Source organism: Candidatus Baltobacteraceae bacterium, assembly GCA_036559195.1.
Taxonomy (GTDB): Bacteria; Vulcanimicrobiota; Vulcanimicrobiia; order Vulcanimicrobiales; family Vulcanimicrobiaceae; genus JALYTZ01.
In genome coordinates, this window is record DATBTN010000012.1 from 1 (window position 1) to 22,710 (window position 22,710).

Consider the following 22,710-nt stretch of genomic DNA (forward strand, 5'->3'; position numbering starts at 1 on the left):
CAAAAAACCGGCGCCCAAATCCGCACCCGGCCGCTCGCGCGAAGAACCGCCCCCCACGCAAGCCGTCGAAGTCGAAAAAGTCGTCGACGTCATGTTCGTCGAGCTCGAAGAAGCCCGCCTCCGACGCGAATCCGCCCTCGCCCGCGAAAAGAAACCCAAAAAGTGACCCACTCGATGCTTCCACTGACTCATGCTTCGACAAGCTCAGCATGACAAAAGGGCGGGAAGCGCTGTTTGTCATCCTGAGCCTGTCGAAGGACGCAAGCCACGAACCAACGCACGCGCATGCACGAGCTCATGCTTCGACAAGCTCAGCATGACAAAAAGGGGGAGCGCTGTTTGTCATCCTGAGCTTGTCGAAGGACGGCAAGCAACCAACGCACGCGCATGCATGGGCTCGTGCTTCGATAAGCTCGGCGTGACAACGGCGGTTGGTGGTTGATGCGGTTGGAGCCGTATGTCGAGTTTGCGAAGAAAGCGTTCGCGCGCGAAGCGACCTATCGTCTCGAGGTGCTTACCGAGATCGGTTCGCTCGTGCTGCGGGTGTATTTGGTGCGGTCGCTGTGGACGGCGCTCTACGCGCAGAACGTCGCGCCGATGAATCTGCCACTGCACTCGATGATTACCTACGCCACGATCGCGCTGCTGATGTCGCTGATCCTCGAAGTCGACGGGACGCGCATGATTCGCGAGAAGCTGCGCGAAGGGACGATCGCGACCGATCTGATGAAACCGATCAGCGTTCCGGCGTACTTCTTCGCCGACGGCGTCGGGCAAACGGGGCTGCACGCGCTGCTCGTTATTCCGTCGCTGCTCTTCGCGCTTCTGCTCGTCCACATCGATCTGCCGTCGCCGCTCGCCGTTCCCGCGTTCGTGCTCTCATTCGCGCTCGGCTACCTGATCAATTTCTTCCTGAATTTCCTGATGAACGCGGTCGCATTTTGGACGCTGGAGACGTTTGCGATCCAACTGATCGTTCGCTGGATCTCCGATCTCTTGAGCGGGCAGATCATTCCGCTAACGTTCTTCCCCGGGTTGATCGGACGCATCGTGTTCGCACTGCCGTTCGCGGCGATCTACTCGACGCCGCTGCTCATCTACGTCGGGGTAATTCCGCCCTCGCAGTACGCGCGTTACTTCGCGATTCAGATACTCTGGCTCGCGCTCTTTAGCGTTCTCTCGGCCGTCGTATGGCAAGCCGCCTCCCGCCGCGTCGTCGTTCAGGGCGGCTAGCGCGCTATTCCCAGACGATTTCGTCCACGAAGCACCACTTCCAGCGTTCGTTTGGTTCGAACGATTGGATGATCGGGTGTTTCGTCGCCTGAAAGTGCTTGGTCGCGTGACGGTTCGGCGAGTCGTCGCAGCAGCCGATGTGGCCGCACTCCAAGCACTCCCGCAGATGAAGCCACTCGTCGCCCGACTCTAGGCATTCCTCGCAGCCCTCGGGCGTGCGCGGTTGAACGGCGCGAATGTGGTCGAGGTGCGCGCAAGCCGGCGCCGTCATGCCGCCGCGGATTCGTCGAGCCCGGGCACATCCCACAGCACGAGTTCGCCGCTTCCGCTAACATGCAAGCGTTCGATATCGTACATGCGCACCGCATCGCCCGCGTGAAACTTCTCACCGTTGACCTCAACGATGCCGTCGGCGACGAACAGAAATCCGTAACGCTTGGGAGCGAAGGTGTGCACGAGCGCGTGCTCGTCGAGTCGCGCGACCGCCAGGACGGCCTTTTGCGTGAGCGCGATCGGCGCCTCTACGCCTTGGAGGCCCGACGCAACGTGCAGCCAGCGGTTGTAACGATCGGCCGGCGCAAAGTCGGCCTGTCCGTAGGTTGGCGCCGCGCCGAGCGTGCCCGGCAGCACCCACATCTGCACCAGGTGCAGATCGCCGCCTTCTTTGCGACTGAACTCCGAATGGCGCACCCCGGTGCCCGCGCTCATGAACTGCACGCCGCCCGCGCCCACGACTCCTCGATTGCCCATCGAGTCCTGATGCTCGAGTTCGCCGGAAAAGACGTAGGTGAGGATCTCCATATCGCGATGCGGATGGGTCGGGAAGCCGGTGCCCGCGGCGATGTAGTCGTCGTTAAAGACGCGTAGCGCGCCCCAGTTTTGGTTCGCCGGATCGAAATAATCCGCAAAACTGAACGAGTGATAGGTCTTCAGCCAGCCGTGATCGGCGTGGTAGCGATCTTTGGAGCGTTGGATCGTAAAGGTACGGGCGGTGCTTGCCACGGTGCTCATGATCTCCTAGGATTCGCGGCGGCGGCACCAAGGTTGCGCATGCGCCCTAAGAGGAGATGAAAATAGAGCATCCCGCGGGTTGGACCGAGCGCCGCGAGCACGGCGTCCACGTTGACGCTTGCGTTGCCCGTAATCGTACGAACCGATCGAGCCACGCCCGAGTCGCCCATGGGAAAGGTGTCGAGGCGGCCGAAGCCCCGCAACAGCACGACGGCGGCGCTCCATCGGCCGATGCCGCGGATTTCGCAGAGCAGATCGCTCGCCGCCTCCGTGGGCAGCGCCTCGATGCCTGCGTCGTCGAGGTCCCCGCCGAGGATGGCTTGGGCGGCGGCGCGCAAATGCGCGACCTTATTGACGGAGAGTCCGGCGCCGCGAAGCGTCGCCTCGTTCGCGGCCAGCATCCGCCGCGGCCGCGGAAACGGAAAGAGCAGTAGGCCGTCACCGGCGCTCACCGGTTCGCCGAGCGCTTCGATCGTGCGCCGCATGATCGAAGCGGCGGCGTGAATGCTGATCTGCTGAAAGACGATCGAGTGACAGAGTGCCTCCCACATATCCGGATAACGCGGCGGCTTTAGGCCCCGCAACTCCCGGGCGAGGGCGTCGAGCCACGGCACCGCTTCGGCCCGGCGGTAAAACTCCGTTAGGGTGGTTTGCGTACCGAGCATGCGGGCGACGGCGGGCAGCCAGCGGCGACCTTCGCGACCGGCGATTCGCACTTCCAGCTCGCGCGCGCTCGTTTGGCGAACGGCGACGATGTTGGTACCGCGCTCGTCGGCGAGCGCGCGACGGTAGACCCCGTTGGCATCGACCGTATCGACGATGTTGCCGGCCAGGCGGCGCAGCGCGTCGGCCGTCAGATCGAGGCGGTAGGGAGCGCGAACGGGGAGCGAAGCGGTGACGGTGAATCTCACCGGCGATGCTCGCGACCTACAAACAATATTGGCGCATCAACTTTCTCACGATCCTCGAATATCGCGCGAATTTCTTCATGTGGTTCGGTTTTACGATCGTTTACCACGGCACGGCCATCACCGCGCTCTGGATCACGCTGCATCAGTTCCCGTCCATGAACGGTTGGGACTTCAAGCAGATGGCGTTTCTCTACGCGCTCTGGATGATGGGCCACGAATTTCACAACGCGTTCTTCTTCACCATCGTGAGCGTTCCCGAGTACGTCCGCGAAGGCCGGTTCGATCGTTTTTTGGTCCGTCCGCAGGACGCGCTTTTTCAGGCACTCACCGTCCCCTCGCAGATCTGGCCCGACGGGTTGGTGCTCTCGATCGCGTACTTCGTACTGGCCACGCGCTACAGCGGCGTCCACGTGGATCTCGGCTTCGTCGCGTTCGTCCCGCTCGTCGTAATCGGCGGAGCGCTCATCGATTTGGGTATATCCCTGACCGTGGCCACGATCTCGTTCTGGTTCGTTCGCGTGGATACGCTGCGTTGGGTCGTCATGTCGCTCGAGCAAGACTTTACGCGCTATCCGATCAGCATCTACACGCGCGGCGTTCGGTTGATGCTCACCTTCGTGCTGCCGTTCGCCTTCATGAACTACTTCCCGGCAACGTATCTGCTTCATAAGACGACCACCGGGCTCGCGCTCGCGCCGCAGGTCGGCCTGCTCACGCCGCTGGTCGGACTCGCTTGGCTAGCGGCGTCGTACGCGTTCTGGCGCGTCGGACTGCAGCACTACCAAGGAACCGGTTCGTGAAACGCTCCCTCTTTGTGGCCGGCACGCTCGCGACCGCACTCGCTCCGCGAGCCGCGCTCGCGCAGAGTCCGAGTTTCGACGCCCGCCTGCGCGCGGCGATCGCAACGATTCCCGGCACGACCGGCGTCTACGCCCGAACGATGGCGCCCGGGCCACCGCTCTTCGCCCACAACCAAAGCGTCTCGTTTCCGAGCGCGTCGACCATCAAGCTGCTGATCATGCTGACGGCTTTCGAACGCGCGCGAACGCACCCCGCGGTCATGCACGAGCGCATCACGTATCGCAGTTCGCAGCTCATCGGCGGCTCGGACTTTTTGGCCGGCCAGCGCGACGGTTCGCGCTTCTCCGTGCACGAGTTGATCGTACCGATGATTCGGCTCAGCGACAACACGGCGAGCAATCTCTTGATCACGCATTTTGGCTTTGCGGCCATCAACGCCGCCGCTCGACGCGCGGGAATGCACGACACGCACCTGCGCCGCCACTTCTTGGACTACAGCGCGATCGTGCATCATATGGACAACCGCACGACGCCGGCCGACATGGCGCATCTGCTCTATCAGATCGAACGCGGCGCGCGCGAAGGCATCCCCACGGTCGCGCCGCCGCTGCAATGCCGCGCGATGCTCCAAATCATGCTCGGCCAAACCGATCGCACGAAGATTCCGGCCGGGTTGCCGCACGGAATCGCCTGCGCGAATAAGACCGGCGAAGTCGACGGCTCGCGCAGCGACGTCGCCGTCGTCGAACCGTTCGGAAATTCGCCGTACGTGCTAGCGGTGTACACGAAGCGTCTGGACAACTACGGCGATGCCTACGCCGGCATCGCCGATATCTCGCGTATCGTCTACGCGCACGTCGCCGGGACTAACTTGTAGCCTTGTCCTCGACCGCGACCTTCGTCATTACGTCTCCGACGCGAATCGCATCGAGCGTTTCGAAGCCGTCGACGAGCTGACCGAAAACGGTGTACTGCTTGTCCAGGAAGCGCGCGTCGTCGATGCAGACGTAAAACTGCGAGCCGGCCGAATTCGGATCCGAGGAGCGCGCCATCGCGACCGCGCCCCGAACGTGCGCCCGGTCGTTGAACTCGGCTTTCAAGCGATAGCCTGGCCCGCCGGTCCCATTCCCCGACGGGTCGCCGCCCTGAATCACGAATCCCGGTTCCACTCGGTGGAAACTTAGGCCGTCATAGAAGCCGGCGTTGGCGAGTTTAATGAAGGCCGCGCCGTGCTGCGGCGCGTCGTCGGGATAAAAGGTAAAGACAAGGTCGCCCTTAGGCGTGGTAATCCGGACCTGGGAGGTGCGAGCCCGTTCGATGAGATCGCGAAGTTCGTCCCCTACTGGGGCAGTCAAGGTAGCCATGCGCCACCGGTTCGGCGCCCGAGTTCGTGGGCCTTGGGGCCCAAATTCGGTTTAGTTCCCGGGGAATGGGTAGAATCAGGCGAGCAGGAGGACCATGGTTTCGGACGGGGATAGAACGAACGCGAGTAAGGAGCGCGGGCAGGCGCTCAAAGTTCGCATTCCCCCCAACGCGTGCTATGGGCGCAACGTTCGCGAGGAAGTGATCACGTTTGCGAATCAGTACGCGATCGGTCGCGAAGAACTCGAAGAGTTCATCTTCGCAATCGGCGAGGCACTCGCCAACGCGATCGAGCATTCCGGTTCGAACGACGTCATCGAAGTGCGGTGCCACGTTGAGGATGACAAAATTATGGCAACCGTCATCGATTCGGGCGCCGGGTTTAGTACTGAGGGCCCCGAGGCAGAGCTTCCCGACGCGCTGAGCGAGCGTGGCCGCGGACTGCCGATCATGCGCAGCTGCACCGATATTTTCGCGGTGCACAGCGTCCCCGGTAAAGGCACCGCGGTGATTCTGGGGAGATACCTGCGACAAAAACACGGTTCTACTGAGGAAAATCCGATAGCATCGTGAAGTGGCGAGGATGAACCCTCGCCGTTTTCTTTTTGTGCCGGCGCTCGCCGCCGCGCTCGCCTCGAGCCTGCCCGTTTCGGCCGCCGACGATCCCGCGGCCCGCGCTCCCGTCGATTCGCGGATTACCGCAATGGTCGACGCGGTCTCCGCCGCCGATCTGCGATCGCTCGACACCACCCTCGTCGGATTCGGTACGCGCAATCTCTTCTCGGATAAGACGAGCACCGCGACGCGCGGCGTCTACGCCGCGCGGGCCTGGATCCGTTCGCAGTTTGAGGCGATCGCCGCGCGAAGCGGCGGCCGCATGCACGTTTCGTACGATACGTATCTGCAGCCGAAGACCGATCGCACGCCGCGCGCCGTCGAAACATCGAGCGTCATCGCCGTGCTCAAAGGCGACGATTCAGACGGCCGCACGTACGTGATGTCGAGCCACTACGACTCGCGCAACTCCGAGGGCAACGATCCGGTGCTCGATTCGCCCGGTGCAGACGACAACGGTTCGGGCACCGTCGCCGTGATCGAAGCGGCGAAGGCGATGGCGAGCACGGCGTTTCACGGCACGATCGTGTTTGCGTGTTTCGACGGCGAAGAACAGGGACTTTTCGGCAGCGCTCACTACGCGAGCGTTTTGAAGAATGCCGGCGTCGACGTGGAAGGCAATCTCAACAACGATATCATCGGCGCCTCCGTCGGTCGCGACGGGCAGACGGCGCCGAATACCGTTCGCCTCTTTAGCGAGTCGCTTCCCGCGAACGCCAAGATCCGGCTCGTCGATGCCACCGGCTCGGAGAACGATTCGCCGTCGCGCGAACTCGCGCGGTTCGTCAAGGAGACGAGCGAAGCGTACGTCGCGCCGATGCAGGCAGAACTCATCTACCGCGCCGACCGCTTCTTGCGGGGCGGCGATCAGGAGTCGTTTCAGGCCGAAGGTTTTCCGGCCGTGCGATTCGTGGAGAAGTACGAGAACTTCGATCACCAGCACCAAAACATCCGTATCGAAAACGGCATCCAGTACGGCGACCTGCTGCGCTACGTCGATTTCGATTACGTCGCGCGCGTAACGAAGATGAACGTTGCGGCCCTCGCGGCGCTCGCGTACGGGCCGAAGGCACCGCGGCAAGCCGAGATGCTGACCAAAGTGCTGGGCTACGATACGACGCTGCGCTGGAAAGCGGTTCCGCACGCGGCCTCGTATGAGTTCGTGTGGCGTGAAACGACCTCGCCCGTCTGGCAATATTCACACGATGTGGGCAACGTCACGCAAGCGACGCTGCCGATCCTCAAGGACGACTACATCATCGGCGTACGGGCGGTGGACGCCGCCGGGCACCGCAGCCCGGTCGCCTATCCGGTGCCGGTCCGCGAGTAGACGGGCGGCACCCGGACCGGATTCCCGCGCAGCCCGCGCATGACTTTGCCTTCGGTGTTGAGATAATATCCGCCGCCGTCGAAGCGCAGACTGCCGGCAAACATCAGGTAAAGATACTTGAAGTTCTCCGAAAAGGCGTAGGCGGGAAACAGGTCGCCCTGCGTCATCGGCGTCGTGCGGATGTCGGTTAGCACCGTGTAGCCGTTCGGCACGCGGCAGTGCTTCTGCAACGCCAAGAAGTGCGCGTAGGCGGTCGTTCGGTATTTCGGATCGCGGGTGAGAAACCACAGGTCAAACGCCGCGTTCGGGTATTCGGGCCGCAGTTCGAAGCCCGGATCGTTTGGATCGACGGCGAACGTCGTAAAGTCGAACGTTTCGGGAATCAGCTCGTATTTTTCGGCGACCGCCGTAAACGAATCGTAGTACGCGGCGCCCATCGATCGCTCGCCGCCTTTGGCTAAAACTTCGGCGTAAAACGCTGCGAGTTCGGATTGCGAGCGATCGCCGGTGGGGCGCCCGGTCGTGTAATCCACCGCTTGAAACCAGAGATTCCCGTCGACGCGAACCGATGCGTATTTCAAGAGCGCGCCCGTCAGCATGCGATACCAATCGCGGCAGTCACTATCGCCGAGCATCGCCCAGCCGCCCCAGAGATATTCGTAGAACGAATCGGCCGGCGGATTCGGCGCGACGTCGTCGTTCTGCGTGAAGACGCCCTTTTCAACATCGAAATACGTGCCCAGGAGATCGAGTGCGGAACGCTTCTCGATGACGGCGCGGTACGCGCGCTTGGAAGCGTCGCGGTATTTGGGATCGCCCGTCAAGCGCGAGAGGTCCGCGAACTCCAAGATATTCGAACCGGCTTCCGCCAGATTGGTGACGGCACCGCGGACCGCGCCAGTGCGCAGGTTAACGAAGCGATATGGAACGCCCGTCGGCGACTTGCTAAAACAGGGCAGCAGCCGGTCGGCCAAATCGCGCGCGCCCTCAAGCAAGAAGCGTTCGCCGGTCGCGTAATAGCCAGTCGTCAGGCCCGCGACCATGCGAATCACGGCTTCGAACATTTCGACCTCACCGTCCACATCGAAGGTGAGGTTCGTCCGCAGCCAGCGCACGCACGAAGCGAGTTCCGCATCCAGACCCATAACGTAGTGCGTGTCCATCGACTCGATGATCGAGAGCCCGAGCGAATGCCCCGGAATAAAGAAATCGTGAGGCGTGCCGCTGACCGGCCGCACCTCGTCGTGTCCCCACGCGAAGCGCTTGTAACCGTTCCAAGCGTGCAGATATTCCGCGCGAACGAGCGCGACAATCGCTTTGGGCGACGGCATCGCCTGCGTTGCGGCGCGCGCGCCGAGCGGTGCCGCCGCCGCTGCGGCGAGCGCGCCCAAAAATCTGCGCCGCCGCACCGTTACGGACCGATCTCTTCGAGCGAAGCGTCGATGGCGGCGAGCGTTTCGTCGATATCGGCCGGCGCGTGCGCCGTGGAGACGAACATCACCTCGTTCTGCGAAGGGGGCAGCAAAATCTTGCGCGCGCGCATCGCATGATAGTACGCTCCGTACCGCGCCTTATCGGCCGCCAGCGCATCGTCGTAATTGCGCGTCGGCGCTCCGGGACGGAACTTGAAATCCACGACCGACTCGTGCTGCACCACCGCGTACGGCAGCGCGCGCCGCGCGAAGATCGCGCGAATACCGTCGGCCAGTCGTTTACCTAGGCCGTCCATATAGGCGTAGTACTCGGGGCGAGCCTCGAGCAAGTCGATCGTGCGATGCGCCATCGCCACGGCGAAGGGATTGCCCGCGTGAGTGCCGCCGGTGAAGGTCGATCCGAGCGGCGCGAGCGCGGCCATCACGTCTTCGCGACCGCCGAACGCGGCGATCGGGAACCCGCCGCCCATGATCTTTCCGATCGTCGTGATGTCGGGCCGAATCGCGATGCGGCCCTGCGCGCCCCGCAACCCGAAACGCAGCCAGGTGATGACCTCATCGAAGACCAGTAACGCTCCGCGGCGATCGGCGCGCTCGCGCAATCCCGCCAGAAATCCCTCGACGGGCGTCACGTAGCCCATATTCCCAACGATCGGCTCGACGATAATCGCCGCCAGGTCGTCTTCGCGTCCGAGCAGCAGCGCGTCGACGCTGGCGAGATCGTTGTAGCGTGCGACCACGACGTCGTCCATCACGCCTTGCGGTATCCCGCTCTTACGCGCGTCGGCCGTGTGCGCCGAAGCGCCCGCGTTCAAGAGCGCGAGATCGAAGTGTCCGTGATAGTTCCCCGCAAACTTCAAGATCAGCTTGCGTCCGGTGTGCGCTCGCGCCACGCGAACGGCGCTCATCACGGCTTCGGTGCCGCTCGTTACGAAGCGCATGCGCTCCATCGAGGGAAGATACGCGCGGATGCGTTCGGCTAGCCGAACCTCTTCGGGATGCGTCGAACCATAGACCAATCCGCCCGCCGCGAGTGCGTCCAGACCGGTCGTGAGCGCGGGATGCGTGTGCCCGAAGAGCAAGGGCCCGTAGGCCATAATGTAATCGACGTAGCGCTCGCCGTTCTCGTCGTACGCGTAAGCGCCGTCGCCGCGGCTTTGCACGAACGGCGCGCCGCCCACGCCCCAGCCGGAGCGAACCGGTGAGTCGCATCCGCCGGCCAGCACGGAAGCGGCGCGATCGTAGGCGGGCGTCGAGTCGGCGAGCATCTTGCTGTTCACGAGAGAGCCTCGTTCCCGCCGGATTTCGGGCCGCCCTCCGCACCGGCGGCGGACAAAGGTCGCATAGTAGATGAGCGAGCGCTGCGCGAAGCAGGGTGCATGCCCCACATCGAACTCGAGATTACGCCGCAGACCAATATTAGCGAATTGGTCGGCCAACTGCCGATCGCCGAGGCCGTGCTAACCCAATTCGGTCTGCACTGCGCCGGCTGCGGCGTCAATAAGTACGAAACGATCGAACAGGGTGTAAAAGCGCACGGTTTGCGCATCGAGCCCGTGCTCGCGGCACTCGCTCAGGCCCGGCTCTCCGGTTTCGTGCCCAACGTCAGCAACGAAGACCGCACGCCGCTGCGGCGCGCTCCCGGTGAGTTCAAGCGGCGCGCGAAGATCAAATACGTCGTTCCGGTGATGTCGGGCAAAGGCGGGGTCGGCAAATCGCTCGTTACCGCGCTGCTCGCAATCGGCTTGCGCCGGCGCCACCTGCGCGTCGGCATTCTCGACGGCGACATCACCGGTCCGTCGATTCCGAAACTCTTCGGTCTGCGCGAACCGCTTACGATCGAGGCCGATCCGAACGCGCCGAAAACGCCGCAAGGCCAACCGCAGCCGCTCATGGTACCCGCCGTTTCGCGCAGCGCCATCGAGATCGTGAGCGCCAATCTGCTCACCGACAAAGAAGATACCGCGATGATCTGGCGCGGACCGATTCTCTCCGGCGTCATTCGGCAATTCTACGAGCAGGTGCTCTGGAGCGAACTCGACGTGCTGCTCATCGATTTGCCGCCCGGCACCTCGGACGCGCCGCTTACCGTCCTGCAATCGCTAACGGTCGACGGCGTGGTGCTCGTCACGATGCCGCAAGCGCTCGCGACGATGATCGTACGCAAAGCCGCGAATCTCGTGCACCAGCTCAAGAAGCCGATCCTCGGCGTCGTCGAAAACATGTCGTACTTCATCGCGCCCGATACCGGAACGAAATACGAAATCTTCGGCCCGTCTTACGCCGACCGCGTCTCCGAACTCGCGCAAGCTCCGGTCTTCGCACGCCTTCCGATCGACCCGAACAAGGCCCGCCTAGCCGACGAGGGTCGCATCGAAGAGATCGACGATCCCGTCTGCGACGAACTCGCCGCCGCCCTCCTCGACGCCCTGGCCAAACACCCGCGCCCCCAGGAAACTATCTCCATCATCTAGGCCCTGGCGGGCGCAGTTGCGCGGGTGCCGCGCCGGCTTGCGTGGGGGATGGGCTTGCTGCTGCGGGACGCCCATCCCCCACGCAAGCCCCGTTCCTTTTTGTCATCCTGAGCTTGTCGAAGGACGGAGCTTGTCGAAGGACGGGGCGAGTTACATCTTCATGCCGTTCATGCCGACGGTCATCGCGTAGACGACGAACGCGGCGAAGAGGCCGAGGATGACGGCGCTCGTGACGGTCATCGACGCACGTTTTCGCGGTGCGAGCAGTAATAGCGCAACCGCTAGCAGCGCTGCGTCTACAGGCGTTGCCAAGAGCGCCAGCCAGCCGGCTTTCGGTGCGAATGCGGTGAGCAGCGTTGCAATAACGATGATGAACCAGAGAGCGGCGCGGCGCGGGCGCGACGGCACGCGTTCGTAGTAGAGCATCGCGGTTACGACGATCGCGCCGAGCAGCAGCACCGGTGGAATCGGCGCGAGCAGACCGAAGATGTTTACGGGCATGCGTAGACGACGTTCCCATCGGACCAGGTCTGCAAGACGTTGCAATCGGCGAACGCGGCGCCGCCTTCCAGCGGGTCGCGGTCGAGAACCGCGAGATCGGCGCAATAGCCCGGCGCGAGAAGGCCGGTGCTTTTTTCAACGTGGCCGAAACGCGCGGCGTTGTACGCGTACATGGTGAGCGCTTGAGCCGCGTTCAAGCGTTCCTGCGGTTCGTGGTGATCGAGGCAGGCTTGCATGCCGGCGAGCGGATTGAGATCGCAGACCGGACTGTCGTCGCCCCCGCAGAGGACGCCGCCCGCGCGTTCGATGCGCCCGAGCGCGTTCATCGTACGCATCCGTTCGGTACCGAGACGCTCGTCGTACATGCGGCCCTCGCCGCCCCAGAGCAGATCGAATTGGGGCTGCATCGAGAGATAGATGCCAAGGCGCGCGCAGGCTTCGATGTGTTCGGGGCGCGCGATTTCAAAGTGTTCGATGAAATGCCGGGTGCCGCGACCGCTGGGTTTACCGCCGAGGACGCGCTCCCAGGTCGCGACGCATTGTTCGATCGCGCGGTCGCCGATTGCGTGCACGCCCGCGGAGACTCCGAGCGCCTCGGCGGTCGAGAAATACGTATAGACTTGATCGTCGCTGTATTTCAGCTCGCCGAGGCCCGGCGCGGCGCCCTGCATCGAAACCCGAAACGGCTCGCCGACGGCGGCGGTGCAGCTACCGATCGAGCCGTCGAGAAAGACGTCGCCGCCGATAAACGGCAGTCCCAGTTCGTGCGCGAGTTGCGGATCGGGCTCGCAGATCTTCGGATACCATTTCGCACCGGGCAATTCGCGAATTGCCGCGATCTCGGCGGCGTACTCCTCGCGCGCGAAGCCGACGAGTTGCACGTGCAGATGCAGCGCGCCGTGCGCGAGCGCGAGTTCCGCCGCGCGCCGCTCGGCCGCGCGTTTCGACGCCGTTGGGAGCGCGGCGAAGAAGCGCGCTTGCGCGCTCCAGTTCGCTTCGAGGAAGAGTTTGCCGGTCGGTTCGCCGGCGGCGTCGCGTTCGATGCCCTGCACCTCGCGCGGAAGATCGAGCCAGGCGAGCGTTTTGCGATTGACGATGCACGAGTGGCCGTCGATGCGCACCAGCAGCGCGAACGCATCGGGAAACGCGCGCTCTAGGGGCGCGGCGTCGGCGAGACGCCGATCGTTCCACGAGCTTTCATCGTATTGTCCGGCCAGCACGAACGGTTCCGCGGGTAAGCGCTCCACGCGCGCCGCGTACGCCGCGTACGAGTGCAGGTCGTTGAAGTTGCGCTCGGCCAGGAAATAGCCGGTATCGGTGAGATGGACGTGGCAATCCGCGAACGCCGGCAGCACGGTCGCACCCGCCAGATCGATGCGCTCGATCCCGGCGCCTGCCTGCGCGAGCCCGAGACTCACGATCTTCGACCCTTCGAGGAGTAGACCGTCGTGACGGGTATAGGTGCGGGAGCGCGGATCGTAGCCGTAGACGCGCGCATTGGTCAAAGCTCTTACCATCGTCTTTCGGGAGTACCATGAACACGCGCAAGTCTCTTGTCGGCATCGCTGCGGGAATCTCGCTTGGGTACGTCGCGTATCGCGTCTTCGAGGCCGCGCGCGAGCTGCGATTGCCGGCACCGGCGATGCCGGCCGACGCCGCCGCCTACGGGCGTCGTCGCCGCGCGCTCGCGCTCGCGGGGATTCTGCGCTCTACGGCGGGCACCGCGGCCTTCGCGTTCGGGGGTGGTGCCAACGCGATCGATCGGCTGACGCGAACGCCGTGGGGCTGGCTGCGCCCGGTCACGTTCACCGCGGTCGCCCAACTGCTCGAGGCCGCGCTCGAACTGCCGGTGGAGTTCGTCGAAGGCTACACGCTCGAGCGCCGCTATGGTCTGAGCGAGCAAACGCGACGCGCGTGGCTGACCGAACGCGTGAAGGAGACGCTCGTGGGAGCCGCGGTTTCGAGCGCGCTCGCCGGTCTCTTCGGCGCCGTAATCCGGCGCAACCGCGCCGCCTGGCCGTGGATCGCGAGTGCCGGCGCGTTTCCGCTCTTCGTTCTGGCGAACGTTGCCGTGCCGCTCTGGATCATGCCGCTCTTCAATCGCTTCGAACCGCTAACCGGGCCGCTCGAGGTACGCTTGCGAGCGCTGGCGGCGCGGTACGGCTGCGGGGATGCCGCGATCCTGCGCGTCGACATGAGCCGTCAGACAAAGAAGGCGAACGCCTACGTTGCGGGCGTCGCACGCACGCATCGCATCGTCATCGGCGACACGCTGCTCGAGGGCTTTCCGCCCGACGAGATCGAGTTCGTGATCGCGCACGAACTCGGACACTACGTCAGCAAAGATAGTTGGCGCATGATCGGCTTGAGCCAGCTCGTGACGACGCTGCTGCTGGCCGCCGCCTCGATTACCACGCGCGCCGAGGTACGCGACGATGGCGAGCACCCGCGAACGCTGGCGCGCGTCTTCTTCTGGATATCGCTCTTTTCACAAGTCGCGCGCCCCGCGCTCTGCGCGTTCTCACGCTCGCGCGAATGGGCCGCCGATCGTTTCGCCGTCACCGCCACGCAAGCTCCGCGAACCGGCGCCGCCGCGTTCGCGCGGCTGCGCGCGCAAAACCTCGCCGAAGACGAGCAGCCCACCTGGTACGAGTTCTTCTTCTCAACGCACCCATCGCTCAAAGCCCGCATCGCCCACCTCGAATTGTCATGCTGAGCTTGTCGAAGCCTGAGCCTGTCGAAGCATGAGCGGGTTCCGCGCGTCGTCCTTCGACAGGCTCAGGATGACAAGCGGCAGCCTTTTTTTTTGTCATGCTGAGCTTGTCGAAGCATCAGCGGGTTCCGCGCGTCGTCCTTCGACAGGCTCAGGATGACAAGCGGCAGCCTTTTTTTTGTCATGCTGAGCTTGTCGAAGCATGAGCTTGTCGAAGCATGAGCGGGTTCTGCGCCTCGTCCTTCGACAGGCTCAGGATGACAAGGGGCAGCCTTTTTTTTGTCATGCTTAGCTTGTCGAAGCATGAGCGGGTTCTGCGCGTCGTCCTTCGACAGGCTCAGGATGACAAGGGGGGTTAGCGGCGGGGGCGGTTTTTGGCGGCTATGCCGATGAGGATTAGGACGAAGGCGATGAAGCGGATCGTGTAGATGGCGGGTTGGGCTTGTTCTGGTAGATCGAAGATTGCTAGGATCAGCCGTTCCAGCGCGAGCAGTGCGAAAGCGATGGCAAAGTAGAGCAGCAGACGTTCCGACGTACGCCGCCAAAAGTTCGCGAAGTAGACGGCGGCGACGAAGGAGCCCATGGCGATGATGCCGCTGAGAAATAAATACATTACGCCGCCATCTCCCGCACGAGTCCGTAACACAGAACGATCATTCCGAGCGCGGCCGGCAGCACGCGCAGGATCGATAGGTCGCCGGCCGGCAGCAGGACCAGATCGACGAACAGCAGGGCGTTGTTGAGGAACAGCCCGACGAAGCAGAGGCCGCTCCAAAACAGCAGCGCGATGCGCTGCCGCTGATAACTTCGGAAGAGCAGTACGGCGCAGAGCAGGCTCGTTGCCGTGCATAGCAGATAGACAATTTCAGCGATCATCGTCGTCCTCACCCAATCGGAACGCGTCGGCGAATGAATGCATGGTATCGATCGAGCGCGCGAAGATCGCCTCGATCACGCGGCCGCGACGCACGTCATACTCCTCTTGGAGTTCGGCCACAACGTCGTCGTGCTTCGACGGATCGTAGCGATACCGCTCGCCATCGGCACGAAGCAGGCCGTGGTGGCGCAACGCCTGCAGTCGGCTCGCGATCGACTGCGGCGTGCTGCGCAACTCGCGGCTGATCTCGTGTGCGGACCACGGCCGCGACGGCTCGCGCCGGAGCAGCAACAGAACGTCTATCTGCTCCACGGAAGAGATCGAACGCGTAATGAAGCGCTGTAAGCGCTTCGAGAGAGTGCCCGGTGCCATCGATGCGGACGAGTTTAGACGCTGGGGTTGTCCGATACTCCTCGCCCGTCTTTTTTGAACCTAGGTTACTATAACCGACGGGCGCGTCCCGAGCCACGAGGCGAGATCGGTCTTGCGCGTCACGTATTGCGCCGTTCGCAGCTCGGCGCGGAATTCGCCGAACGTGCCGTAGGCTTCGGCGAATGCGTCGTGCTTGTGAATCGATTCGTAATTGATCTGCGTCGCGGCCACGAACGTTTCGTCGCCGAGATCGCCGTAGACGTCGAGGGAACGCGCGAGGATTCCGCGCACGACGTCCTCCACGAACTTCGGATTGTGATGCGCCTTGTTCACGATGAAGAATTCGTCGGGCCGTTTAAGCAAGTCATACGTCTCGCTCGACATCGAGTTTTCCACGATCTCCACGAGATCTTCGGCGCGCACCGCCTCGGCGAATCGCTCCTCGACGCCCAAGAGCACCGAACCTTTGCCGCGCTGATTGTGCGTCGCCACGGGCAACGCGTCGAGCGCGCGCTTGGCGTCGGACTCGGAGAATCCCGCTTCGATCAATTCGTGCATGCTGTGTTCGCGCACCATGAGCTGCGCGCACGGACACGCCGTCATGCCTTCGGCCTCGACGCCGACGACGCGGCGCGATCCGCCAGCATCGGCGTGTGCGATGCCGATCAGCGTATAGATCTCCTCGCCGCGCTTGCCGCTGACCGGCGTCCAGCGCTCGAGCGCGAAATCCGCGCGCAGGCGAACGTCGGCGCGAATGGCGCGCTGGCTGCGCACCACCTCGCGCGCGATCGCCTCGGTGAGCTGTTCGATGCGCGCGGGCGCGTCGGCGCGAGCGAGCACGTCGAGCGCGGCTTCTTCCAATATTTCGGAGAAGCGAGACATGTGCACGCCCGCTTTATCCGGCGCGAGATCGGCGACCATCGCGAACTCGCCGTTGAAGACGCGTTCCTTGCCGTCGATATTCAAGTGCACGATCCGGCGCACGCCGGAGACGCCGACGCGATTGAGCGAGAGGCGCACGTCGGGCGCCTCTTCCTGGCGGTTGGCGTCGAAATGGAGCGTACGCGTCTTGCGTCGCACGCCGTTGCTGCCTGCGGCCGGCGAGGCGAACTCCGAGGCGATCTCGGCCAGCGGAATCGCGTTGTACGATCGCGACGCAAGCTGCGGATGAACGTAACCCGTACCGAAAACGAGCAGATCGATATCGATCGGCCGTGCCGCCAGCTTATGGGTGCTCGCGCGGCCGACGGCCGTTTCGACGTCGCGTGCGCACGCCTCGAAGGCCGAGCGATCCATCTCCGTTTCGAGCGAGGCCGCAACGTTGAGAAACGCCGGACCATCGGCCCCGCCGGCCGGCGCGCTCTCGTAAAACGACGAGACGGCCAGAATGCGCGTCCGGCTGCGCAGGCGCTGGAGGGCGGCGAGGATATTGGCCTGGCGATCGCCCAGGTTCGAGCCGATGCCGATGTAAACGTGTGTCATGGTGATGGAGCGCAGGCTTCGGCGTACGCGGCGGAGTTTACCGTCGCATCCGGAGCGAAAGCTCCGCCATGCCGTTCCGCGTGATCGCCGGCAGCGCGCCGGCGTTGCTCTTCGAGAACCCCCTGCAGACGCTGCGAGCCGCCTCGCGGCCCGAGACGCAAGCATCGCTCGAGCGTGCCGACGCGGCCTTGAAGGACGGCCGGTTCGTCGCCGGCTTCATCGACTATGAAGGCAGCTCGGTTCTCGGGATCTTTTCGGCGCCGCGCGTCATCACGCTCGCGGGAGAGACGGCACCCTTTGCGCTCGGACCGCTGCTCCCGCGCATCGATGCGCGCGCCTACGGCGACGCCATCGCGCGTATCGCGCACGCGATAGGCGAGGGCGACGTCTACCAAGTGAACTACACCGTACCGTTCGATGCGGCATGTACCGGCGATCCGTTGGCCGCGTTCGCGCGTTTGAGCGAGCGCAACGCCGCCGGGTATAACGCCTACGTGGAAGACGGCGAGACGGCGATCCTCTCGCTCTCGCCCGAACTCTTCCTGCGCTTCGAAGGCGAGCGGCTCGTCACCAAACCGATGAAGGGTACCGCGCCGCTCGAGCGCGCGTGGGAGCTGGATTCGCCAAAGAACCGCGCCGAGCACGTGATGATCGTCGATCTCCTGCGCAACGACCTGCACCGCCTCTGCGACGACGTGCGCGTCGAGCGGCTCTTCGAGATCGAGCGCTACCCAACGTTCGCCACCATGACCTCGACCATCGCCGGGAGAGTGCGCGCGGCGACTCCGCTCGCCGACGTCTTCGCCGCGATGTTTCCATGCGGCAGCATCACCGGGGCGCCCAAACGCGCGGCGATGGAGCAGATCGCCGCCGTGGAACCGCACGCGCGCGGTCCCTACACCGGCACCGTCGGGTATCTCGGACCAGGCCGCGCCGGCTGGTGGAACGTTGCGATCCGCAGCCTGCGCGTCGATCGCTCCCGGCAGCGCGCCACCTACAACGCGGGCGGCGGCATCGTGGCCGATTCGCTGGCGGCCGATGAGTGGAACGAGGTGATGCTCAAGACCCGCTCCCTGCGCCCGGCGATCGAGCCGTTCCGCTTTTGGGAGAGCTTTCGCGGCGGGCCGCACCCGAGCGATATCGCGGCGCATCTCGCGCGGCTGGAGCGCACGGCGCGACGCTTTGGCGTTCCGTTCGATCGCGACGATGCTGCGCGGCGCATCGCCGCGGCCGCCGCGACTCAGACGCCGTCCTTCGTGCGAGTTCGCCTCACGCTCGATGGCGATCTCGCGATCGACTGCGAGCCGCTGGCGCCAACGCCGTCCCCGGTGCGCCTGTGCCTGGCCGCCGCGCGGGTCGATTCGTCCGATCCGATGCTGGCGGTCAAGTCCTCGTGGCGCCCGGCGCACGCACTCGCGGCCGGGCAGGCGGCCGAACGCCGCTGCTTCGACGCGCTGTTGCAAAACGAGCGAGACGAGCTGACCGAAGGCTCCCGCACGACGATCTTCGTGCAAAGCGGGAATACACTCTCTACGCCGCCGCTCGCGTGCGGCGTGCTGCCGGGGATTCTGCGGGCCGAACTCGTACAGAGCGGCCGGGCCGTCGAGCGCGTTCTGCATCTCGAAGATCTGCGAGACGCCGATGCGTTCTACGTTGGAAACTCCGCGCGCGGACTGCTGCAAGCCGATCTGATAGGTGAACCGTTTCATGTCTGACCAGCGCCTCTATCCGTACGTTCTCGATCCGAAACTCTCCGGCGCCATCTGGGGCGGCGACGCGCTCGTGCGCGAGTACGGCAAACGCGGCGATCCCGCCGAAAAGATCGGCGAATCGTGGGAATGTTGGGATGAGAATCGCGTTCGTAACGGCGAGTTGGCCGGGCGTACCGTGGCACAGCTGCGCGCGGAGCTCGGCGCCGATTTGCTCGGCAATCTCGACGGCGCGCGAATCTTTCCGATTTTGACGAAGATCATCGATGCCCGCGCGTCGCTCTCGGTGCAGGTCCATCCCGACGATGCCTACGCGCAGCGCGTCGAACACCAGCCCAACGGCAAAACCGAGTGCTGGTACATCATGCACGCGGAGCCCAACGCGCAGCTCGTCCTCGGCTGGTCGCGTGAGACCGATCGCCGCGAATACGAACGTCGCGTTGCGGACGGTTCGCTCGGCGAGATTCTCAGGCACGTTGCGGTGAAGGCCGGCGACGCGTTCTATCTGCCCGCCGGCACGCTGCACGCCATTGGAGCGGGAATCGTGCTCTTCGAAACGCAGCAGGCGAGCGATCTCACCTATCGCATCTTCGACTGGAATCGCACCGGCACCGATGGCAAGCCGCGCGAACTGCACGTGCAAAAAGCCGGCGACGTACTCGATTACCACCAGTCCTTCGCCAGCGCGATCGAGGAGTTGAGCTACGCGTACGAAGGTTTCGCGCGCACGATGCTTATTGCCGAACCGCGATTCGTCGTCGAACGCATCAGCGCCACCGAGACGGCCGCGGTGCTGGGTACGCACGGCCACCCGCTAATCGTCATGGCACTCGAGGATTCGCTGGAACTGGCCTGCGAGGGCGGCGGCGCGTCGCTCGCGCCCTACGAAACGGCGCTGATTCCCGCCGCGGCCGAGAACGTGAAGGTGCGCAGCGACGGCGGAGTCGCGCCCTTCATGTGCGTCGCGCCGCCGTCGTCACCGGAGGCGATCCCCCGCCGCTTGCAGGAGGCCGGCGTCGCCGTGCCCGCGATCGAACGATTCATGGCGCAGTTCGCGCCGTTGGCGAAGCCCGTTTAAGGAGTACGACGATTTCCGACACGCACGACGGCATTCACGAGTTCAACGAATTTCGGCGCGAAGCAAACGCGAAGATTCTCGACTCCGGGCACCTGGGCATCAAGCGCTTCTTCAATCTCGATACGCGCGCGTACGAAGACGGCGCGCTCGACCGGCGCACCAAGGAACTCTGCGGGCTGGTCGCGTCGCTCGTGCTGCGGTGCGACGATTGCGTCACCTACCATCTCGGTCAGTGCGCGGAGATCGGTTTGACCGATTCCGAACTGCACGACGCTCTCAACGTCGGGCTGATCGTCGGCGGTTCGATCGTCATTCCGCATCTGCGGCGGGCATTCGCGCGCATCGAAGAACTGCGCGCGCTGGCTATTCCAGCGGCATCCGACGCATCCCGGGCGGATACGACGACGGATGGCGAATCATAAAGTCTTGCGAGAGCGCGGCTAAGTACTCGAAATTTTCCCAGACGCCCGGATTCTCTACGCGAACGATCCGCGTCACTGGTAAAATCGCATCCCACGACGACACTACTACGGCGCACCAGAGATCGCAGGCGATGGTTTTGTCGATGATGTTGAAACGCACGAAAGCGCCCATCGACTCGAAGAAATTGGCCACGGTTCCGGCGGGCCGCAATTCGCTGGGAAAGATCGGATCGCTAAGTTTGGCTCGAACGCTTGGATCGGCGAGCAGTCTCGGCACGGACGTCATCAGAAACTCCCGCGCGTTCTGAAACTCTTCGGATTCAAGTTTTTCGCGGCACTCGGTGAGCGCGACGATCTGATTGCTCCCGCGCGTGTGTCGCAACTGCAGCAGGGCGGCCGCGGCCGAAGCTGCGATAACCACGAACGTTCCCGCCGTGGAGATCGCAATCAGCCACTCGGCGCTCACGCGAACGCTCGCATGCGCGCGCGCAATTCCTCGCCCACGTCGATGCCGTCTCGCGCAACGAGCGGCCGATCCTCCGGGCGCAAGCGGGCGATATCCCAGCGCTGCTCGGGAGCGGTTCCGAAGTATCCGTCATGCAGCGCCGCCTCGGCGTGGCTCATCACGTGCTCGGCGTCGATCGAAACGCCGTAATACGCCGCCAGCTTTGCGCCGACCGCGCACAACGCGTCGATCAACGGCTCGGTCAACGGATACGGCCCGAAGTCGTCGGGGCGCGAATCCTGCATCGACATGATCGAGATTCCGAGAGCATGCGAGTTGCGCCCGCGCGTGTGCGCGGCGTATGGCGCCTCGGGGTCCTGGTACACGTCGCGCATATTCTCGCGCACGTCGTGAGTGTTAACCACGACGATCTTGCCGAGCTCGTCGAGGGCGACGCAAAAATGGTAGGCCGGGAAAACGGCGCTATAGTCGTGAGCGGACCAATGCGTGTAGATCCGCTCGATTCGGCCGTGCGGTAGTTGAGGCTGCCAGCCGTCGACCGGCCAGTGCGGGTAGCTCGCGATCAGGTTCTGCGGTCCACGTTCCACGTTTGTCCTCCGGGAGATTGGCGTTCTTCTTCGAACACAGACGCGCGATGACCGTTTCGTCTACTCGGCTATTGACCTGGCACGATGGAGTCGCGCCCGGACAATCGCGTCGCGATGGCGCGCTGTTTATCGGCAGCGTCCGTGCCGAAGAATTGGCCGAGAGCTACGGAACGCCGCTGCTCGCCATCGACTACGGCGTGCTGGATGCGGCGATCGCCGAGTTCGTTGCGGCCGCGCAGCCTCACGGCATTGAAGTTGCCTATGCCGGCAAAGCCTTGCTCCTGCGCGCCCTCGCACGGCACCTCGCATCCACGCCGCTGGCGCTCGACGTCTGTTCGCTCGGCGAACTCGTTACGGCGGAACGGGCCGGCTTCCCGGCCGCGCGCATCACGCTTCACGGCTGCGGAAAGAGCGACGAAGAGCTCGCGGCGGCGGCCGCCGGCCGCGTTGGCACGATCGTCGCCGACAGCCTCGACGAACTGCAGCGGCTGGCGGCGCGCGCGCGCGACGATCGCCGGATCGACGTGGTGCTGCGCATAAATACCGGCATCGAGGCTCACACGCACGAGCTGGTACGAACCGCCGGCGACAAGACGAAGTTCGGCATGCCGGCCGATGCGCTGCCGGCGGCGGCCGACATCTTCAATCGAGCGGCGGCATTGCGGTACCGCGGCTTGCACGCGCACATCGGCTCGCAGATCTACGAAAGCGCGGCCTTCGCCGCGAACGTTCGCGCGCTCGTCGACGTCGCGGCGCGAGCGGCCGCCATCGGCTTGCACGGCGATCGCATCATCGCCGGCGGCGGTTTTGGCGTGCGGATGCATCCCGGCGACGACGCCGAGCTGGATATACCGTCCACGATCACGGGGCTGGCCGATGCCTTCAGCGAGAGCGCCCGGCGTGCGAACCTTCCGGCGGCGCGCCTGGGCATCGAACCGGGGCGCGCGCTGATCGCTCGCGCCGGAACCTCGTTGTACCGCGTGATGGCGGCGAAGGAGCAATACGGGATGCCCTACGTTGTCGTCGATGGCGGGATCGCCGACAATCCGCGACCGGCACTCTACGACGCCTACCACCATCCGCTCCTCGCCTCGCGCGCCGGTGGGGCACCGCGCGAAACCGTTCTGTGCGGCCGTTCGTGCGAGAACGATCGCATCGTCACCGCGCCGCTGCCGGCCGATACGCGCGCCGGCGACCTCATCGCCGTCTGCACGACCGGTGCGTACACGTATTCGATGGCCAGCAACTACAACCGGTTCGCCCGCCCGGCCGTGGTGGCCGTGCGCGGCGAGACACACACTCCGATCGCTCGACGGGAGACCGTCGACGACGT

25 protein-coding genes are annotated in these 22,710 nt (G+C 64.3%); 11 read left to right on the forward strand and 14 right to left on the reverse strand.

All coding sequences use genetic code 11. From position 1 onward, the window contains the following. Nucleotides 1-441: 441 nt before the first annotated feature. Nucleotides 442-1,233, forward strand: coding sequence for an ABC-2 family transporter protein (locus VIG32_01485; GenBank protein HEY8296681.1), 792 nt, complete (start codon nucleotides 442-444; stop codon nucleotides 1,231-1,233). A gap of 4 nt (nucleotides 1,234-1,237) precedes the next feature. Here the strand turns inward: VIG32_01485 and VIG32_01490 are convergent, their stop codons facing one another. From VIG32_01490 to VIG32_01500, 3 genes are read right to left on the reverse strand one after another with little or no spacing between them, the layout of a single operon-like run. Beyond that, a complete protein-coding gene (locus tag VIG32_01490) occupies nucleotides 1,238-1,504 on the reverse strand; it encodes a UBP-type zinc finger domain-containing protein (GenBank protein ID HEY8296682.1) in 267 nt (88 codons plus the stop codon). Continuing rightward, nucleotides 1,501-2,244 (reverse strand): pirin family protein, encoded by a 744-nt coding sequence (locus VIG32_01495; GenBank protein ID HEY8296683.1) that lies wholly within the window; start codon nucleotides 2,242-2,244, stop codon nucleotides 1,501-1,503. Before VIG32_01495 ends, VIG32_01490 begins: the two co-directional genes overlap by 4 nt. Further along, on the reverse strand, nucleotides 2,241-3,155 hold the full coding sequence (locus VIG32_01500; protein HEY8296684.1) for a hypothetical protein: 915 nt from the start codon (nucleotides 3,153-3,155) through the stop codon (nucleotides 2,241-2,243). Before VIG32_01500 ends, VIG32_01495 begins: the two co-directional genes overlap by 4 nt. 5 nt (nucleotides 3,156-3,160) lie before the next feature. Between VIG32_01500 and VIG32_01505 the strand changes: the two genes are divergently transcribed. Then, entirely contained in the window at nucleotides 3,161-3,955 is a 795-nt protein-coding gene (locus tag VIG32_01505) for an ABC-2 family transporter protein (protein HEY8296685.1), read from the forward strand. After that, a complete protein-coding gene (locus tag VIG32_01510) occupies nucleotides 3,952-4,833 on the forward strand; it encodes a serine hydrolase (GenBank protein HEY8296686.1) in 882 nt (293 codons plus the stop codon). The genes VIG32_01505 and VIG32_01510 overlap by 4 nt, the downstream gene beginning before the upstream one ends. Here the strand turns inward: VIG32_01510 and VIG32_01515 are convergent. Then, nucleotides 4,823-5,311, reverse strand: coding sequence for a peptidylprolyl isomerase (locus VIG32_01515; protein ID HEY8296687.1), 489 nt, complete (start codon nucleotides 5,309-5,311; stop codon nucleotides 4,823-4,825). The two genes, VIG32_01510 and VIG32_01515, sit on opposite strands and share 11 nt — an antisense overlap. Before the next feature lie 103 nt (nucleotides 5,312-5,414). Here VIG32_01515 and VIG32_01520 point away from each other — a divergent pair, with 103 nt between their 5' ends. Together VIG32_01520 and VIG32_01525 are read left to right on the forward strand one after the other, a co-directional pair. Then, entirely contained in the window at nucleotides 5,415-5,891 is a 477-nt protein-coding gene (locus VIG32_01520; protein HEY8296688.1) for an ATP-binding protein, read from the forward strand. Nucleotides 5,892-5,901: 10 nt separating this feature from the next. Next, a complete protein-coding gene (locus VIG32_01525) occupies nucleotides 5,902-7,263 on the forward strand; it encodes a M20/M25/M40 family metallo-hydrolase (protein HEY8296689.1) in 1,362 nt (453 codons plus the stop codon). Here the strand turns inward: VIG32_01525 and VIG32_01530 are convergent. Together VIG32_01530 and VIG32_01535 are read right to left on the reverse strand one after the other, a co-directional pair. Continuing rightward, complete coding sequence (locus VIG32_01530) at nucleotides 7,239-8,672, reverse strand: glycoside hydrolase family 47 protein (protein HEY8296690.1); 1,434 nt, start codon at nucleotides 8,670-8,672, stop codon at nucleotides 7,239-7,241. The two genes, VIG32_01525 and VIG32_01530, sit on opposite strands and share 25 nt — an antisense overlap. 2 nt (nucleotides 8,673-8,674) lie before the next feature. After that, nucleotides 8,675-9,976: a glutamate-1-semialdehyde 2,1-aminomutase gene (locus VIG32_01535; GenBank protein ID HEY8296691.1), complete on the reverse strand. Its 1,302-nt coding sequence runs from the start codon at nucleotides 9,974-9,976 to the stop codon at nucleotides 8,675-8,677. A 99-nt stretch (nucleotides 9,977-10,075) separates the two neighbouring features. Between VIG32_01535 and VIG32_01540 the strand changes: the two genes are divergently transcribed. Continuing rightward, nucleotides 10,076-11,170: a P-loop NTPase gene (locus VIG32_01540; GenBank protein ID HEY8296692.1), complete on the forward strand. Its 1,095-nt coding sequence runs from the start codon at nucleotides 10,076-10,078 to the stop codon at nucleotides 11,168-11,170. Between the two features lie 150 nt (nucleotides 11,171-11,320). Here the strand turns inward: VIG32_01540 and VIG32_01545 are convergent, their stop codons facing one another. After that, complete coding sequence (locus VIG32_01545) at nucleotides 11,321-11,671, reverse strand: hypothetical protein (GenBank protein HEY8296693.1); 351 nt, start codon at nucleotides 11,669-11,671, stop codon at nucleotides 11,321-11,323. After that, on the reverse strand, nucleotides 11,662-13,188 hold the full coding sequence (locus VIG32_01550) for an amidohydrolase family protein (protein ID HEY8296694.1): 1,527 nt from the start codon (nucleotides 13,186-13,188) through the stop codon (nucleotides 11,662-11,664). The genes VIG32_01545 and VIG32_01550 overlap by 10 nt, the downstream gene beginning before the upstream one ends. Nucleotides 13,189-13,205: 17 nt before the next feature. Here VIG32_01550 and VIG32_01555 point away from each other — a divergent pair, with 17 nt between their 5' ends. Next, a complete protein-coding gene (locus tag VIG32_01555; protein HEY8296695.1) occupies nucleotides 13,206-14,387 on the forward strand; it encodes a M48 family metalloprotease in 1,182 nt (393 codons plus the stop codon). Between the two features lie 352 nt (nucleotides 14,388-14,739). On the opposite strand, the gene VIG32_01560 is transcribed toward VIG32_01555, so the two are convergent. Genes VIG32_01560 through mptA form a run of 4 tightly spaced genes read right to left on the reverse strand, consistent with a single transcriptional unit; the run spans nucleotide 14,740 to nucleotide 17,115 of the window. After that, nucleotides 14,740-14,997, reverse strand: coding sequence for a DUF5985 family protein (locus VIG32_01560; GenBank protein HEY8296696.1), 258 nt, complete (start codon nucleotides 14,995-14,997; stop codon nucleotides 14,740-14,742). Next, nucleotides 14,997-15,260, reverse strand: a complete 264-nt coding sequence (locus VIG32_01565) for a DUF5985 family protein (GenBank protein HEY8296697.1) — start codon at nucleotides 15,258-15,260, stop codon at nucleotides 14,997-14,999. The genes VIG32_01560 and VIG32_01565 overlap by 1 nt, the downstream gene beginning before the upstream one ends. After that, a complete protein-coding gene (locus VIG32_01570) occupies nucleotides 15,250-15,633 on the reverse strand; it encodes a hypothetical protein (GenBank protein HEY8296698.1) in 384 nt (127 codons plus the stop codon). The genes VIG32_01565 and VIG32_01570 overlap by 11 nt, the downstream gene beginning before the upstream one ends. A gap of 60 nt (nucleotides 15,634-15,693) precedes the next feature. After that, entirely contained in the window at nucleotides 15,694-17,115 is a 1,422-nt protein-coding gene (gene mptA / locus VIG32_01575; protein ID HEY8296699.1) for a GTP cyclohydrolase MptA, read from the reverse strand. Nucleotides 17,116-17,183: 68 nt separating this feature from the next. Here mptA and VIG32_01580 point away from each other — a divergent pair, with 68 nt between their 5' ends. The 3 genes from VIG32_01580 (at nucleotide 17,184) to VIG32_01590 (ending at nucleotide 20,324) form a co-directional block, all read left to right on the forward strand. Next, nucleotides 17,184-18,830 carry a chorismate-binding protein gene (locus VIG32_01580; GenBank protein ID HEY8296700.1) on the forward strand — a complete coding sequence of 549 codons (1,647 nt, stop codon included), beginning with the start codon at nucleotides 17,184-17,186 and terminating at the stop codon, nucleotides 18,828-18,830. Further along, nucleotides 18,823-19,902, forward strand: a complete 1,080-nt coding sequence (locus VIG32_01585; protein ID HEY8296701.1) for a type I phosphomannose isomerase catalytic subunit — start codon at nucleotides 18,823-18,825, stop codon at nucleotides 19,900-19,902. Before VIG32_01580 ends, VIG32_01585 begins: the two co-directional genes overlap by 8 nt. Nucleotides 19,903-20,000: 98 nt before the next feature. Next, on the forward strand, nucleotides 20,001-20,324 hold the full coding sequence (locus VIG32_01590; GenBank protein ID HEY8296702.1) for a carboxymuconolactone decarboxylase family protein: 324 nt from the start codon (nucleotides 20,001-20,003) through the stop codon (nucleotides 20,322-20,324). Here the strand turns inward: VIG32_01590 and VIG32_01595 are convergent. Together VIG32_01595 and VIG32_01600 are read right to left on the reverse strand one after the other, a co-directional pair. Continuing rightward, complete coding sequence (locus VIG32_01595; protein ID HEY8296703.1) at nucleotides 20,266-20,790, reverse strand: hypothetical protein; 525 nt, start codon at nucleotides 20,788-20,790, stop codon at nucleotides 20,266-20,268. The two genes, VIG32_01590 and VIG32_01595, sit on opposite strands and share 59 nt — an antisense overlap. Then, a complete protein-coding gene (locus tag VIG32_01600) occupies nucleotides 20,787-21,377 on the reverse strand; it encodes a hypothetical protein (protein HEY8296704.1) in 591 nt (196 codons plus the stop codon). Before VIG32_01600 ends, VIG32_01595 begins: the two co-directional genes overlap by 4 nt. A 71-nt stretch (nucleotides 21,378-21,448) precedes the next feature. Here VIG32_01600 and lysA point away from each other — a divergent pair. Then, on the forward strand, nucleotides 21,449-22,710 hold a 1,262-nt coding region (gene lysA / locus VIG32_01605), incomplete at its 3' end, for a diaminopimelate decarboxylase (GenBank protein HEY8296705.1).